At 47.7% G+C, this 17,408-nt stretch carries 11 protein-coding genes and 1 other annotated feature; all 11 genes read left to right on the forward strand.

Annotation, left to right across the window (positions count from 1 at the left end):
* Complete coding sequence (locus MKX59_RS14610) at window positions 1–441, forward strand: OsmC family protein (protein WP_023988737.1); 441 nt, start codon at window positions 1–3, stop codon at window positions 439–441.
* A 58-nt stretch (window positions 442–499) separates the two neighbouring features.
* Window positions 500–2,185 (forward strand): dihydrolipoyl dehydrogenase, encoded by a 1,686-nt coding sequence (gene lpdA / locus MKX59_RS14615; protein WP_076265024.1) that lies wholly within the window; start codon window positions 500–502, stop codon window positions 2,183–2,185.
* Window positions 2,186–2,289: 104 nt separating this feature from the next.
* Complete coding sequence (locus MKX59_RS14620; protein ID WP_235322428.1) at window positions 2,290–2,724, forward strand: MarR family winged helix-turn-helix transcriptional regulator; 435 nt, start codon at window positions 2,290–2,292, stop codon at window positions 2,722–2,724.
* A 253-nt stretch (window positions 2,725–2,977) separates the two neighbouring features.
* A complete protein-coding gene (locus tag MKX59_RS14625; protein WP_103744552.1) occupies window positions 2,978–3,358 on the forward strand; it encodes a hypothetical protein in 381 nt (126 codons plus the stop codon).
* A 72-nt stretch (window positions 3,359–3,430) separates the two neighbouring features.
* Window positions 3,431–3,829 (forward strand) — a sequence feature (23S ribosomal RNA rRNA prediction is too short).
* A 623-nt stretch (window positions 3,830–4,452) separates the two neighbouring features.
* Window positions 4,453–6,174, forward strand: a complete 1,722-nt coding sequence (locus tag MKX59_RS14630; RefSeq protein WP_023988739.1) for a sensor histidine kinase — start codon at window positions 4,453–4,455, stop codon at window positions 6,172–6,174.
* Between the two features lie 113 nt (window positions 6,175–6,287).
* Entirely contained in the window at window positions 6,288–7,859 is a 1,572-nt protein-coding gene (locus MKX59_RS14635; protein ID WP_340858497.1) for a response regulator, read from the forward strand.
* A 304-nt stretch (window positions 7,860–8,163) separates the two neighbouring features.
* Window positions 8,164–9,084, forward strand: a complete 921-nt coding sequence (locus MKX59_RS14640) for an ABC transporter permease (RefSeq protein ID WP_023988741.1) — start codon at window positions 8,164–8,166, stop codon at window positions 9,082–9,084.
* An 18-nt stretch (window positions 9,085–9,102) separates the two neighbouring features.
* Window positions 9,103–10,032, forward strand: a complete 930-nt coding sequence (locus MKX59_RS14645; protein ID WP_340858498.1) for a carbohydrate ABC transporter permease — start codon at window positions 9,103–9,105, stop codon at window positions 10,030–10,032.
* Between the two features lie 76 nt (window positions 10,033–10,108).
* Window positions 10,109–11,638 carry an ABC transporter substrate-binding protein gene (locus MKX59_RS14650; protein ID WP_023988743.1) on the forward strand — a complete coding sequence of 510 codons (1,530 nt, stop codon included), beginning with the start codon at window positions 10,109–10,111 and terminating at the stop codon, window positions 11,636–11,638.
* A 335-nt stretch (window positions 11,639–11,973) separates the two neighbouring features.
* A complete protein-coding gene (locus MKX59_RS14655) occupies window positions 11,974–13,704 on the forward strand; it encodes a glycosyl hydrolase 53 family protein (protein WP_076265026.1) in 1,731 nt (576 codons plus the stop codon).
* A gap of 655 nt (window positions 13,705–14,359) precedes the next feature.
* The gene (locus tag MKX59_RS14660) at window positions 14,360–17,380 is read left to right on the forward strand and encodes a glycoside hydrolase family 2 TIM barrel-domain containing protein (protein WP_305954121.1); all 3,021 of its coding nucleotides are present in this window, start codon (window positions 14,360–14,362) and stop codon (window positions 17,378–17,380) included.
* Window positions 17,381–17,408: the final 28 nt, after the last annotated feature.

The raw sequence follows: 17,408 nt of genomic DNA on the forward strand, positions 1-17,408 counted from the left end.
ATGTTAACTACGTTCAAAGCTACTGCCACAAAATTGCCAGAAGGCTTGCAGGTTGAGGCTCAATCCAGAGGCTTTAAAATCTTGATGGATGAACCCCAAGATTTAGGTGGAACAGATAAAGGGATGAATCCGGTCGAAGCGCTTCTGTGTGCGCTAGGAGCATGTCAGTCCATCGTTGCTGCTGCTTTTGCGGATGCGTATAACTTTTCGTATGAAGAGTTGTATGTTGAGCTTGAAGGGGATTTGGACCCGGATGGGTTCATGGGGCTGGCAGATGTAAGAAGCGGTTTTCAGGAAATTCGTTTTGTAATGCACTTCAAAACGACCGAAAGTCAAGAAAAAGCAGAAGCTTTTGCGGCATTCATTGAGAAGACCTGCCCGGTTGGAGACTGCTTAGCGAACGGGGTTAAACTGGTGCAATCCGGCGTAGTCAGACACTAAACTATTCGCTAAAAGCGGCGCGGCTAGCCTTTTTTAGTAGTGAAGGAGCTTGAACATCATGGAAATTAAAATGTCAATGATTGCTGGGGGAAAAAAGGGGAAAGCAGGAACAATCAATGTGCAGCTAGGGGAGAAGGTTTCTTTTGGAGACTTACTCGTCGAGGTTGAAACGGGAAAAGGCAATCGAGAAATTACAGCGACCGCAGAGGGGACCATCAGCCACATTTTCTTTGAAGAAGGTGGAGAAATTTCTTCTAACCAAGTTTTGTTCAGGTTGGAAACTGCTGTAGAAGACACGGTTGTATTATCTGAGCCGCAGGCTGCTGCAATGGAACAGCCAGTCATGGCTAAGAAAGTTGAACTATTGATTATTGGGGCAGGACCAGGTGGGTATGTATCCGCGATTTATGCAGCCAAAAAGGGGATTAAGGTTACATTAGTTGAAAAGGAAGAATTAGGCGGTACCTGTTTAAATGTAGGTTGTATTCCAACCAAATCACTGGTTAAATCTGCTGAAGTTTGTCACCATGTCAAACAATCGTCTTTGTTTGGCATTCACACGGGAACGGACCTTCAAGTCGATATGAAGCAGATTATTCGTCGTAAAGATGAAATCAAGGGAAAATTAATTTCCGGGATTGACTACTTGATGGAAAAGAATGATATTGAAGTTATCCGCGGGCAAGCTTCTTTCTTATCCGCACATGAAGTGAGTGTAAAAGGGCAGAACCACTACCATATTTCAGCGAACGACATCATAGTAGCGACAGGCTCCAAAATTGCCAAGGTGAATATCCCTGGCATCGATCTTCCTTTTGTGATGAACAGCACTGATGCGCTTGCATGCACCGAACTGCCGAAGAGCATCACGATCATCGGCGGGGGTGTCATTGGCATGGAGTTTGCTTTCATCTATCGTTATTTGGGCGCTGAAGTGCATGTAGTTGAATTTATGAGCCGACTGTTGACGATGATCGACAGCGATATCTCCGAAGAAATCAAACATTCGGCGGAGCAAGCAGGGATTCATATCCATACGAACTCGAAGGTAGCCAAAATCCAGCGTGCTGACGATGGACAAGCGATCGTAACCTATGAGGATTCCCAAGGTGAGCATCTCCTTGTTAGTGAAAAAGTGTTGGTGGCTGTTGGACGTGAGCCTAACTTGGAGGGTTTGGAGGTTGAACGAGCCGGAATTCAGCTTAATGAACGTGGGCGAGGCATTGCCGTGAACGAACACATGCGTACAAACGTCGAACATATCTATGCGATAGGCGATGTTACGAATATTATGCAGCTTGCCCATGTCGCCTCGCATCAAGGCATTACAGCCATTGATGAGATAGTAGGCGAATCGGGAGGCATGCACTATACGGCAATCCCAAACGTGATTTTCACTTCACCAGAAATAGCCAGTGTAGGTCTATTAGAGGATGAATGTAAACAGCAGGGGATGGATTACAGCGTGAGCAAGGTTTCCTTTGCCAGCAATGGTAAGGCGTTAACAATGAATGAACCGGAAGGTTTTATTAAATTGATAAAGGATAATCGCTCACAAAGAATAGTTGGAGGGTCGATTATTGGTCCCGATGCGTCTTCCCTGATCAGTAGCTTAACGCTTGCAATTGCCAATGAGCTGACGGAGCAACAAATCACGCACACGGTGTTTGCTCACCCGACTACGGGAGAAGTGATTCATGAAGCTGCATTCGGCTTTAGCATTGGGGCGCTCCATCAAGCGTGAAACATGCTGATGTAGCCATACCATTTCACAAAAAGTGAAATGTTTGTTATCATAACTACGAATAGAGGAGAAATACACGGAGATAAAACTGTTGGGATTGGTTGGTGTGTCTATTGTTTAATATAGAGGATTGCCTTGCTTTTGTTACAAACCGTAGTGGGAAAGTCTTTGCGGAAGCATTGGAGAAAGAGTTTCGACCCTACCACATCACCAGGAGTCAATGGATCGCTATGTATTATATCTATATTCATGAATCCATTACCCAGCGAGAACTAGCAGAAAAAATGTCGATTAAAGAACCGAGCGTAGTCCGTTTGCTTCAAAAACTGGAATTCGATGGGCTTTTATATCGCTCCGCTACTAATATTGATAAACGAGTCAAGCAGCTAGAATTGTCCGATAAGGGCGTAAAGGTATGTCTCGATTTAATGCCAATTGCCGAAAAGTTCAAAAATGATACAATTGCAGGTATCTCCAAGGACGATCTTGAGACATTCAAACATGTGTTGAGTATTATGGTTGAAAATACAATAAAATAGCGAAAATGTTCTGACTTCGTTTTTGTGAAAATAAAGTTAAAACAATCCTCACATGTCGGAGGAAAAGAAAATGATCGCTTAAAAAGTCGCTATATTGGTATTATTCTTTCAAGGTAGAGAACGTAAAAAAGACATCTGTTAAGATGATCTAAAACGTGGAACTGATCCTATAGCATGAGACAAATTAAAACACCTTCAAGAAAATGCTCCCATGTCGTAAGATGTGGAGAACAACTTTGGAGGTGTTTTTGCGTTGGCAACAAGAGTGAGTTATCCTTTGGAAGTAGAGATGAAAGCAATCGAAATGAGACTGGCAGGTACTCCGGTACGAGAGGTCATGGAGAAGCTCTGCATCCGAAATAAAACGCAATTAAAAACTTGGATGTGTTGGCATCGAAGTGTTGAAATGCATCGGCAGGAGCAACCTGCGGGCAAGGAATATAGCTACGGCAAAGGACTGAAATACGGATCAGAGCTTGAGAAGCTACAGGGCGGAAAACCGCTTCCTCAAGCAGTAGATCGAATAGCTAAAAAAGTACAAGGAGATGGAAAGGAGGTGTCATCAGCATCGTCAACACATGGATGGAGTCGATCCGAGTCTTGCTACTTACTATCGCTGAAAAGCAGCGTATAGATCCCCACAACAAGATCACACGGTGGAGAGCATTTGTTAACTTTGTATGCAGCATCAATTTCGTTATGGATACCGAAAGATCACTGCGAGCGTAAGCCAATCGGTCAGCCTGTGCATATCGCGGAACATCAGTTACCCACGTACTCAAGCACAGTCAAACTCCGAATGCCATGGACTTCGTTCCGGGAGTCAGACAGTGAGTGCTAAGATCCATTGTTGAAAGGGAAACAGCCCAGACCATCAGCTAAGGTCCCCAAGTGTGTGTTAAGTGGGAAAGGATGTGGAGTTGCGCAGACAACCAGGATGTGGCTTAGAAGCAGCCACCATTGAAAGAGTGCGTAATAGCTCACTGGTCGAGTGACTCTGCGGCGAAAATGTAACGGGCTAAAAGGTGCTGAAAGCAAAATTAAGCCTGCACGACCTTCGCAAGTGATCGACGAGATAGAAGCCCGAATTATCGCGCTGGGACGGGAAACAATTCGGACGACGTTAAAAAACAAAACTTAAGCCTCACTTGAAAAAAAAGTGGTGCATTCCTGCCAAATCCAGTAGCGAGTTGTAGCTCGGATGGAGGACATTTTGGAGACCTACGCCCTTTATGTTAGTAGTAGAAAACCTATAAAATACATTATCGCAGTAAGAATGTATAGATGTGGCCTTCAGGGATATAACGCTTACCGAGAAGCACGTGGGAAGAAGAGTAAGATACGAACCGAACGCAAGAAGCAGCCCAGTGTAGCTATGGGCTTGGCCGTATTCAAACACACATTCGAAAGACCAGAAAGACCAACATTGGCCTGTAACTGCTGGGGAGGAAACTCGAAAAGAGACTTCGGGTTCTCTTTTTGCCGCTTTATATAATGGCTTTGGTCGACCTTCACAAATCGCTTGCCGGTAACGTTGTAATATGGGATCCGTTCAGCAAGCCCTAAAGATCTTTACAAGAATATCTCTATAGTTTTAAAGACCGTTCTTCATTTAAGAGGAGAGGTCTGGATTATCTGGCGAAACCAGTGATCACGGAATTGAAATGCTTGTGGTTAGAACATGGTGGTATTTATTATTAGAACGAGGAATGGGAAAGGAACTTACCGGTGAAATCATATGTGCCTTTTACCTATAAAATGATGGTCCCCTACTTGCTGCTAGTGTTGCTTACGGACGTGTTGATCGGCTATATTTCGTATTCGATGCTTGTTCAATCACGGACAGAGATGGCTGAGACGAATATTCGGACCGGCATGGAGCAGACAAGGAACAATATTCTTTACCAGATGGACGGAATTCAGCGCATATCCGATACGCTATTTGGCAGCTTGGCTTTCCAGCAAGCCATTCAGAAGAAGGGAGACCCGCTGGACATTTACTGGACGATGCTGGATGAGATCATCCCGCAAATGACAGCGCCGCTGCAGCTATCTGGGAACGATATTCGCCTTATGCTTTACACACTGAATAGCGATTTGAGCATTGTGAGAGGCGATAACCTCGCGGAGCCGATCGCGCAAAACGATTATTATATCCTGCCGTTCGGTGAGATTTCCCATTCCGAGTGGTTTCGTTCGCTTCAAGCCACGGAACGGGACAACATCTGGCTGCAAATCGATACCGACAGTAAACTTGGTAATATATCACATTTTCGCCGTTTGGTATCGTATGCCGATTATAAGACCGAAATCGGCTATGTGCGTATCACTGTGTCACTCGAAGACCTGTTGGGCGATTTCGTGGCCTTTCCGCTCGAAGAAGGGATTACGCTACGTCTGGTCGACCGTTCCACTGGCATATCGCTTTACCATCGAGGAATGGCCGAACAGAACGCCTCGCGCGAAGCGTATCTAAGCCTCCTGGAAGAGATCCCGGGTACTGATTTCGTAATCGAGACGCTGGTGCCCAATTCGTACTTGTCAAAGGATGCGGGTAGATTACAGCGAATCATCATCACCGTATGTGCCATTAGCTTTGTTGTCATGGCCTTCATTGGCTATATCGTCGCCCGCCTTTCCGGGCGTAGGATGTCGAGGATCGTCAGCCTTGTTCGTTCGTTCCAGGAAGGGAATTTTCTAAAGCGGATACAATTCTCCGGCAATGACGAGTTTGTACAAATCGCCGATGCGTTCAACGTGATGGCCAGTAGTATCCAAAAATTGATCGATAGCGTCTATATCGAAGGCATCCAAAAGAAACAAGCTGAGCTGGAGGCCTTGCAAGCACAGATCAATCCTCATTTCCTCTATAACACGCTGTCGACGATCGGAAGCTTGGCGAATCTCGGAGAGACGGACAAGGTGACGGAGATGGTGCAAGGGCTCTCCCGTTTTTACCGTCTCACCCTCAACCAAGGCCGTGTCTGCATTGAGCTGGAGAAAGAGCTGGAACAAGTGACGACCTATCTTGCGATCCAAAGGGTAAAATATGCGGACACGTTTACGGTGCATGTCGATGTCGAGCCCGATATTCTGCAGGTGCCGGTCATCAAGCTGATCCTGCAACCCTTCGTGGAGAACGTCTTTAAGCACGCTTGGTTCGGAGATTCTATCGCGATCCTGATTAAGGCGTGTCGTATTGGCGATCTTATCGAGCTGAAGGTCATCGACAACGGCATTGGCATGAACCCCCATACGGTGGAGCGATTGTTAAACAACTCGAGGCAAGAGGGCGGTTACGGTGTCAAAAACGTCGACGAGCGCATCAAACTGTTATATGGAGATCCTTACGGCATCCAGATCGCAAGTATTTATGGAGGAGGAACGACGGTTCGGATTCTGCTCCCGGCTGGGCATCAGGATGGGCAGGGCGGCGAACCACGGCAGTAACCGTGAATTTGTATCCGTTTTCATTGAAGACCGCAATGTTGTCCTTCGGGGGGAAAAGGTATGATACATTCAGGCATAGTGCGTAAATGAGTGAAACGATCGGAGGCATGTACATGAGTGTTAATCTGTTGCTAGTTGATGATGAAGTGGTCGACCTCGAATGGCTACGCCGACGCGTCCTCGAGAGTGGGCTGAATGTCCGCGTGGCGGGCACGGCCCATAGCGGTTTTCAGGCATTGAAGCTCATGGAATACGAACCGATCGACTTGATCTTATCGGACATTCGAATGCCGATCATGACGGGAACCGAATTCGCCCGGAAGGCGAAGACGATCCATCCGAAGGTTAAGATCGTATTTATTAGCGGCCACGAGGATTTCGGCTACGCCAAGGAAGCGATCGAGATCAATGCTTCAGGGTATTTGCTGAAGCCGGTCGAAGACCAAGAATTATTTCGCATACTGACGGAGCAGGTCGCGAAAATTGAGCAAGAACTGGAGCAGGATCGTTCCTTTACGGAAACCCTTTCGCTCGTGAACGAAGAGCTACTCCTACGGTGGTTTGAGGAACGAACGTCCGCGCCGGCCACATCGCACGTTAGCAGCGTGCTTGCGCATTATTTGGAGAAGGGGACGTCCGTGGCGCTCGTGGAAATTGACGACTTAGAATGGAAGATGCGCAACCTTCCGCCGGAAGAGCAACGCGCAGAGACTCGAAAGATCACCCGGACAATCAAGACATTTGCATCGGACATCAGGCTCGGTACCGTCATCGAGGGGCAGGGAAACCGATTTGCGATTCTTGCAGCCGTGCCGGAGTCTAGGTTCAATAGCTTGCTTAAGGAGCTTGTCGAACATGTGAATCGAAGCACTTCTCGCACGGTCACGATCGGCGTCGGTCGTTACGCATCCAACGAGACGGAGCTCCACGAGTCTTTTCGACAGGCGCTGGCGGCGCTTGGCGCCAAATGGCTGCTCGGCAAAAATCGAATCATTCAAGGAGCGATCGATGCGCATCCTCAAAATACGCCGGGCAAGTGCATGGAAGAGAAGGTCAATCGAATGCTCGAAGCGATCTTGGACTACGACCTGGTCACAATTGACGACTGTTTGATGGAGTTGCTTCAACAGGATGTGACACTGACTGGCAAGGAAGGCGTGTACGCGCTTATCATACGCATGACGTCCAAGCTGCATGCCGATCTTCAGCAGCGAAAAGAAAATTTATACGAGCTGCTGGAATGGGAATCGCGCCAACCAGACGTACTGTTTCAATTCGAGACGGTGCATGACATTCTGTCTTGGCTTCGTAGGGGATTCTTCGAGCTGTCTGAGATGCTGTACATCAAGGGACAAAGGCAGATGCGCAAACTAATTGAAGAAATCATGCGATACGTGGAGAATAACCTGGAGAAGAAAATTACGCTTAAGGAAGTCGCGGCTCATTTAGATTTTACTGCGAACTATTTGGGCCAGTTATTCAAAGAGGAGACGGGCACACATTTCAGCGATTACTTGATCGGCCTAAAGACGGATCGTGTGTGCGAGCTGCTCAAAGACCCGACGAAGAAAATTTATGAAATCGCTGATCAGATGGGCTATAAGAATATAATTTATTTCAACCGGAAGTTCAAGCAAGCAATGGGCATGACGCCGGGCGAATACCGCAAGAAGCACAAAATTTGATAGCTAAATGTGTGATAGAGGTCCCGGTCGAATCATGACCGAGGGTCTTTTTTTCTACGCCTGACCAATGAACTCACTGACCTTATTTTGAATGTTTATTAGATAATCTTGCTTCTTATAAAATCTCTGTCGTTTGGTTCCATCCGCCTTGTTAATCAATGTGGCAGTGTAGTTTTTTATGGAGGTAAACGGCACGGTTCGACAGATCGGTGAAAAAGTATAGTTTTTTGTTGCTTGGCTAAATTTTCAAGGCCTATAACGCTCGCCTATAATGGGGACAAAGAGGAGAGAGGAGAGGGAGCATATGAACCTGCATGGATTTTGGAGCGATGTCAGGAAGTATAAAACCCTGCTACTGATGCTCACGCCAGGCGTACTTTTTATTTTTCTGTTCGCCTACGTGCCTATGGCGGGAATCGTATTGGCGTTCAAGCAATTCAACTTCGACGGCGGTGTATTCGGGAGCCCCTGGAATGGTCTCGATAATTTCCGGTTTCTTTTCGAGTCAGGTGACGCCTGGCGCGTAACACGCAACACCGCGCTTTACAATATCGCGTTCATTGTCGTGAACAACGTAGTGCAAATCTTTGCCGCGATCCTGCTGTTCGAGGTGGGGGGGAAGTGGTTTCGAAAGTTGACTCAAACGGTGTTTTTCCTGCCTTACTTCATCTCGTGGGTTGTCGTCGGCGCCATTGCATTCAACTTATTTAGCTACGACTTCGGGTTTATTAACGCGATGTTGACGAAGCTGGGCATGGAGCCGATCGACATTTACAATACCCCCGCGTATTGGCCTTTCATTCTGGTCATCGTATCCACATGGAAGGCGTTCGGTTATGGGACGATCATGTATCTGGCTACCATCACGAGCATCGATACCGAGATGTACGAGGCGGCGGAAATCGATGGAGCCAACGTCTTCCAGCGAATCCTGAAAATCACTGTGCCAAACCTGTATCCAACAATGATTATCCTGGTGTTGCTGGCGATCGGCAATATTTTTCGTGGGGATTTCGGGATGTTCTACAACATGATCGGCAACAACGGTCTCTTATTCTCAAATACGGATGTCATCGATACGTTTGTCTTCCGACTGCTGATGAGCTCAAATGAGATCGGCATGTCGGCCGCAGCGGGCTTCTACCAATCGTTGCTTGGCTTCGTGACCATCATGATTGCCAACTACGCGGTTCGCAAATACGATAAAGACCGTGCATTATTCTAAGAGAAGGAGGGAATGCCCATGTCTACGATAGATACGAGCCCAGTCGCACAAGCGGTAGGCAGAAGACGCGTGTCTGCCGATCGTGTATTGCTCAATATTATCGGTTACGTCTCGCTTACTATTCTGGCTTTGTTCTGCATCTTGCCTTTTATTTTGATCGTGTCCTCCTCGTTGACAGAGGAGAAGAGCATTATTGAGAATGGCTTTCAGTTGTTCCCGACGGTCTTCTCGATCGAAGCGTATAGTATTCTGTTCAAATATCCCTCACAGATGATCCAGGCTTACGCCGTCACGATCGGGGTGACCGCCATCGGGACGCTGGTCGGGCTGTTTTTGACTGCAATGACGGCCTATGTTCTGGCTAGGAAGGATTTCAAATGGAGAGGAACCTTCTCGTTCTACTTCTTCTTTACGACACTGTTCAACGGTGGGCTTGTCCCCTGGTATTTGCTCGTCGTTGAATACTTGCACCTAAAGGATACTTTTCAGGTATTGATTCTTCCCTTATTGATGAATGTGTTTTACATCATTGTCATGAAGACGTTCATGGGCAATATCCCGGAAGCGATTACAGAATCTGCTAAAATCGACGGAGCGGGTGATTTTAGGATCTTTATCGAGCTGATCATCCCCTTGTCGAAGCCGGCACTGGCGACCATAGGATTGTTCATCGCGCTTGGTTACTGGAACGATTGGTATAACCCGCTACTCTTTATCTCGCAAGAGAATTTGATGCCGCTGCAGTACTATCTTTATCGCATGCTTGGGAATATTGACGGCATGCGCAAGGCGATGATGGAATCGGGGGCGGTCGTCAATTTAAGTATCCCGACCGAAAGCTTGAAGATGGCGATGACGATTGTAGCGACAGGACCCATCCTAATCGCGTATCCGTTCATTCAGCGCTTTTTCGTCAAAGGCTTGACTGTCGGTTCAGTGAAAGGATGATCTCCGGGCAACTTGGTTATCAATAGCATGTCCGTTCACATCAATGCCATTATCTGAATTAGGGGGAGTATGGATCATGAAACATAAGAAGAGGAATGCCATGTTGCTTCTTGTCATCGTGCTGTTGCTTAGTACGCTACTTAGCGCATGCGGTGGTAACAACGGAAATTCGGGGGACGGGAACGGTACAGACGGCGCGAACGACGGCACGGTTAAACTGAAAATGCTGCTGCTGGGCGCCAAGCCGGCGGATTACGACGAAGTGTTCGGTGAGGTGAACAAACTGCTGAAGAAGAAGATCAACACGACAGTCGATGTCGAATTCCTCGACTGGTCCGATTGGTCGCAGAAATATCCACTCAGGTTCGCAGCGAAAGATGATTTCGACTTGGTGTACACGGCGAACTGGGCATTCTATTCCAATCAGGCGCTAAATGGTGGCTTCTACGAACTGACCGACGAACTGCTGAAGTCCTACGCACCTATGACATGGAAAGCGATGCCGAAGCTATCTTGGGACCAGGCGAAGATTAAGGGCAAGCTGTACATGGTGCCGAACAACAACCAAGAGATTATGGACAAAGTTCTGCTGATTCGTGAGGACTTACGCAAGAAGTACAATCTTGAGCCAGTCACCAGTCCCGAGACGTTTGCCGCCTACGCGAAGACGATTTCGAAGAACGAAAAAGGGATGAGCGGCTTCGCCGCAGCGGCGGGCGGCGGGTATAAATGGAACGAGCTGGATAATGTACTATTCGAGCAGTATAACGAGTGGAAACTCGTAGATCCGAACATCCCGTTCGCTTATAAGCTCGACGATGCAACAGGCAAAGTTTTTAACGTTTATGATACGCCGGAATTCAAAAAGTTGCTCATTTATTATAAAGACTTGGCCGATAACGGTGGTTGGTCCAAGAACGTTGTCAACAGCAAGAATGACGTTTGGCAGGAAATGAAGGCTGGCAAGGCCGCATCGTACAAACGCAATCTCGGATCTGTAGGCTTCGATTTGGCCGAGGCTCGTCGTGCGCTTCCTGATGCCGACATGGCTATCGCCGATCTCACCCCGAATCAGAAGAAGACGGCTTCCATCTCAACGCAGAATGGCATGGCGGTTCATGCGACGACAAAGCATGTAGAGCGTTCCCTAATGGTGATTGACCTATTGCAGAACGACAAGCAATTTCATGATTTAACGATGTACGGCATCGCAGGCAAGCACTACGAGCCGGTCGGCGACGACAAGTTTAAACCAGGCGCGAGCCAAGCGAATTTCACCGGTTTCTCCTACTGGGGGTGGAATTCGGCACTCAATCGGACGGATGCTTCCTACCCTCAGGAAGCGACGAATATGGAAGCTGACTGGAAGAAGAAAGTTTATCACTATCCGCTTGAGACGTTCGTGTTCGACGACCAGAAGGTAAAGAATGAAATGGCTAGCATCGGCAACGTGATGTTACGATACGGCGTTCCGTTAGAGTACGGCCTGGTTCCGGATTTGGAGAAGGGTCAAGCCGAGTTGATCAAACAACTTAAAGTTGCAGGAATTGACAAAGTGCAGGCGGAACTGCAAAGCCAGATCGACGCCTTCTTAGCAGGGAAATAATGTAAAGGGGGAGTTATTCCCTCTTTCTTTTTTCAACGAAAGGCGGGTACAGCAATGGCAACTTTCGAATTTTTAAAAGGGATAGATATCTCGTTTGTGGACGAAATCGAAACGGCAGGAGGTACGTTTTGCGAAGACTGGGTCAGGACGACATGCTGCGATTAAAGCGGAGCGTGTGAGTTGATCAGGTTGCGAATTTGGAACTACCCGAATCGGCGGATTCTAAAATCCAAGTGGACGATCCAGTTGGCGTGGAACGGGATGTGATCCATAGAGGTTTGTGAAAGCGCTTCAATCCAGATGTATTGATGCAAATAAAACAAGGAGGTAGTACAATGATAAATAGAATAATTGCTATGTTTCTTACATTTGCAATGATTATATCCATGACAGCCTTTATCTTACCGATAAAGGTAAGCGCTTCATCTATCCCTGAGTCGTTCGCCAAAGGCGCAGATATCAGCTGGCTGCCACAATTAGAGGCCCTGGGTTATAAATTCTATAATGATATTGGGGAAGAGCAAGATCTTCTCCAGATTTTAAAGGATCACGGAATTGATTCCATAAGAATACGGGCTTTTGTTGATCCGTCTGATGATCCTTCCAATGGTCATTGCAGTACAGAAGAAGTAGTTGCATTAGCATCTCGTGTAAGCGCCTTCGGATTTAGGGTTATGATTGATTTACACTACAGTGATACTTGGGCTGACCCGGGAAAACAGATAACACCTAAAGCATGGGCCAGCGATAATTTAGATCAATTAAAAGTACATGTATCGGAATACACTTCTGAGGTGATGAATGCTCTAAAAGTAGCAGGCGTAACACCAGAGTGGGTACAAATCGGGAATGAAATTAATAATGGAATGATGCATCCGTTGGGGGAGTATAGCAATACGTCCAACCTCGTTCAACTGATTCAAGCCGGATCGAGCGCAGCCAAAGCGGTTTTTCCTGGGATTAAGGTTATCATCCATAGAGCAAGCGGAGCAGAAAATGGCGTTGAACCGTTTTATGCCGGTCTGGTTGCAGCCGGTCTTAAAGATAGCGATTATGATATCATTGGCTTATCTTATTATCCGGATTCGGTTTTTACTTCCTCAATTCATGAATTATCTGAAAACATGAATAAACTCGCAGAAAAATATAGGAAGGAAGTCATGATTGTTGAAGTCGGGGGGGAAGTTGCCAAAGATGCTGATAGTGTTTATAACATGCTTGTAAATGTTCAAAATAAATTACATGCAGCTCCGAACGATTTGGGAACGGGTGTATTTTATTGGGCACCTGAGGGGAATTATTTTGGGTATCCTAAATCTTCATGGGACCCGGACGGTACGCCCTCATTGGCATTAGATGCATTTATTGACGGTGCTGTTGAAAATAATCGGTATCCTGTGCAATCTTTAGCTCTGGATAAGCACACCGAAACGATTGAAGTAGGTGCTACTAGTAAGCTAAATGCTATCATCAATCCTGCTAATGCAACCTATAAAGGAATTACTTTTACGAGCTCAAATCCTGATATTGTAAAGGTACATCCTTATAATGGGATTATTTCCGGACTTGCTGTTGGGACAGCAACCATATCGGTGGTTTCATATGATGGGGGTTTTACTGACTCTTCCAAAGTTACTGTGGTGCCCAGCACAAGTATGATTCAAAATCCTGGCTTTGAGATGGGATTAAAACCGTGGAAGGTTACTGGGGATACAGACGCGGTTAGTACAGATATTGACATACACTCCGGCACCTTAGCATTACACTATTGGAGACCAACAGCCACAGAATTCAAAGTTTCCCAAACTATCACAGGGATTAAAAATGGCACCTATCAATTATCTGCTTGGGTCTACGGCGGAGGAGAAGAAGAGATATCTGAGATTTTTGCTGGAGGTAAGAGGAAGAGTTTTACAAATACCGGACAATGGTCTAATCCAACAATAGATAACGTTGTAGTTACAAATGGAACTCTGACTATTGGCGCCCATCTAAAATTTCCCGGCGGACAGTGGGGAAACATTGACGACTTCAAACTTATTAAGAAAGCCGATGCTGTAAAGTAACAAGATCTTTGGATCTAAGCTAAAGACATCGAAATTAAGTTATTGGAAAAACGGGTCCCCATTCCTTGGAATGGGGACCCGTTTCTTTCGTTTTGACTCATACTATTCGAAAGGGACTTTTTACGAACAAGAGGCACAAGATTTGAATAGCTGCATGTGTGAGCGAGACCCCGGTTGAATCATGAACGGGGTTCTCTGTTTTTTGCTCTGAGGGAAAATACATGGTTCGACAGATCGGTGAAAAAGTATGGGTTATTGTTGCTAGGCTAAATTCTCGAGACCCATTACGCTAGCCTATAATGGATACATAGCGGAGAGAGGAGAGGGAGAGCAAGATATATCAGGAAGAATGAAACCCTGCTCTAATGCTCACGCTGACACCTATCGGGATCGGGTAACAGATGTTTCTGCTGGGTTTTCCGTCGATATCATCCTGCCGCATTTCAATCATGCTGGATGAGTTACCGAATACAAAAAAATCGTATCGACGGCAGAGGCTTACGACATGGCGCTAACTCACCGCAGTCACTCCGTACCGATCGCTTTGACTGCTTGCCTGCAAGTAGATCAATAGGCATTCATTATAACAAAGCAAGTATCGATTACAAGGACGAAGCGTCGACGAGTGGTGAGCGTAAAGGACGAAAGGGCGTGGATGATTATGGTTAAGATCGAGACGTATTGGGAGGACTTGGGTATAAGGCAAATCAATCGCGAGGAATCCAGGGCGTATTTTATTCCATATGGGGATACGCGGCGGGCGATGGAGGGGAAGCGAGGGCGATCTCCCTTTTACCAAACGCTGAATGGCAGCTGGAAATTCCGCTATCATGCCAGTGTACAGAAGGTTGAAAACGGGTTTTATGAGGAAAGGGCGGATGTCGGCGGATGGGACGATCTTCTTGTACCTTCCTGCTGGCAAGTGAACGGATACGACCAGCTGCATTATACGAACATCCACTATCCTTTTCCGTATAATCCGCCGTATGTGCCGGACGACAATCCGGCAGGGGTCTATGTCAGGGACTTCAATGTGCCGGTTAGCTGGGAGAAGAAGAAGCCGTTCATCGTGTTCGAGGGCGTGAACTCATGTTTTTACCTATGGGTCAACGGCCGGTTTGTCGGCTACAGTCAAGGAAGCCGGATGCCGGCGGAGTTCGATCTGACGGGCGTCTTGCGAACGGGATCGAACCGGGTTACTGTCATGGTCTTAAAATGGTGTGATGGTTCGTATATAGAGGATCAGGACGTTTGGCGATTTTCGGGTATTTTCCGGGACGTCTATTTGCTCGCACGCGATTCGCATTACATTCGGGATGTCTACAACAAGCAGGAGTTGGCGAGTGATTTCAGCTGGGCCGTGCTGCGCTGCGAAATCGAGGCGATTGGCCCTGTTGGCGTAAAAGCGGAACTACTTGACACGGACGGTAAGCAGGTCGGCTTCCAATCGGCGGCAATCGACGGGAAGGGTATGCTAGCGTTCCATGTCGAAGCCCCGGTGCTGTGGAACGCGGAGTGTCCTTATTTGTACCAATTACTCGTATACTCCGGACAAGAAGTCCTCCGATTCCAGGTAGGCTTCCGCAAAATCGAAATCAAGGACGGCGTTTTTCGGATTAATGGACAGGACGTTAAGCTAAAAGGGGTCAATCGGCATGACTCTCATCCCGAGCTGGGACAGACCATTCCCGTTCCCCACATGGTTCAAGACCTTGTCTTAATGAAGCGGTATAACATCAACACGATTCGGTCTTCACATTATCCCAACGACTCGAAATTTTTGGAGCTTTGCGACGAATACGGATTTTACGTCATCGACGAGGCGGACTTGGAATGCCATGGGGTGCTGCCCGCGACGGGAACCTACCATGCCTTGACGAAGAATCCAGCCTGGCGGGAATGCTTTGTCGAACGCGCGGAACGGATGATCGAACGGGATAAAAACCACCCGTCCGTCATCATTTGGTCGATGGGGAATGAATCTGGTTTCGACGCCAATCATATCGCGATGGCGGAGTGGGCGAAAGTGCGCGATCCATCCCGTCCGATTCACTACGAAGGCGCCGCACCACGCCATCAAGGCAGCACCGAAACGAGGTGTTTGGACATGGATAGCCATATGTACGAATCGATCGAGTATATTGAGAATTATGCGAAGGACGAAACGGCTACGATGCCGCTCTTCTTATGCGAGTACAGCCATGCGATGGGCAATGGCCCCGGTGATTTGAAGGATTACTGGGACGTCATATATAAATACCCGAAACTGATGGGCGGCTGCGTCTGGGAATGGTGCGATCACGGGATTTTGACGCGGACGGAGGACGGCACACCTTTCTTCGGCTACGGAGGCGACTTCGGGGATCGGCCAAATGACGGAAATTTCTGCATTGACGGACTCTTGTCGCCGGACCGCGTTCCGCATACCGGTCTGCTCGAGCTAAAGCAAGTCATCGCTCCAATTCGCGTGGAAGCAAAGGCGCTTGAGGAAGGAAAGCTCGATGTCACGAATCTATACGATTTCATCGACTTGTCCCACGTCATCTTCCATTGGAAGGTCGAGAAGGACGGACAAGTCGCGGGGCAAGGCCTGCTCGAAGGACTGTCGACGTCGCCGCACGCAACGGAAACGATATCGATCCCGGTTTGCTGGCCTAAGGAGTCGGAGAGCCGTTATTTCCTGACGATCTCATACCGATTGAACCGCGAGACGTCATGGGGCGACTTGGGGCACGAAATTGCGTTTGAGCAATTCGAGCTACCCGTCATCCGAAAGAAAGTAGACGTCGTTGCCGTTGACCGGCCCGGCATCTTGGCGCGGGAAGAGGATGGGATGCTGACGATCAAAGGCTTCGATTTCGTCCATCACTTCGATTTATGCAAGGGAGCATTCACGGCAATTTCCCGGCACGGCGTGCCGCTTATCCAAGAACCGGTTGCCTTCTCCGTATGGCGTGCGCCAACTGATAACGACCGCTTTGTGAAAGAAAAGTGGCTTGAGGCCGGATTTGATCGGGCGGTCACGAAGGTGTATCGCGTGGATTGGAAGCAGGAGGAAGTCGGTTCGGTCACCATTCAAGTCTCCTTCTCATTGGGCGGCCATAGCGTACCGACCATTCTCTCAGGAAACGCCGAATGGACAGTGTTGGCGACGGGGGAAATCGCGCTATGCGTAAAAGCGAACGTGAAGGAGGACCTGTTGTATTTGCCTCGCTTCGGGCTTCAGCTCACGATGCCTGCCGGCATGGAGGAAGTAGAATACTTCGGACTCGGCCCGCACGAGAGCTATATGGACAAATGTCGAAGCGTAAAGAAAGGGCATTACATGACGACAGTCGATGAGATGTTCGTTCCTTACATTAAACCGCAAGAAAACGGCTCACGATTCGGAACAGAATGGGTCACTGTATCCAATGCACTAGGCATGGGCCTTCGTTTCAAAGGGGATGAGGCCTTCTCGTTCAATGCGGGGCATTACGGCATGGACGATCTTGCGGCTGCGGGGCACCTCCATGAGCTTACTAAGCGTAAAGAAACGTTTATCCATCTTGATTACAAGATGAGTGGGATTGGATCGAACTCTTGCGGTCCGGAGCTGCTCCAGCCATATCGTCTGGATGAAAAGGAAATTGAATTTGGTTTGCGCATCATTCCGGTTTTTAAAGCAGATGAGTAGCTATGCCTGCCCAGCAGCACAAATACGA

Source organism: Paenibacillus sp. FSL R7-0340 (assembly GCF_038002205.1).
Lineage (GTDB): Bacteria > Bacillota > Bacilli > Paenibacillales > Paenibacillaceae > Paenibacillus > Paenibacillus polymyxa_B.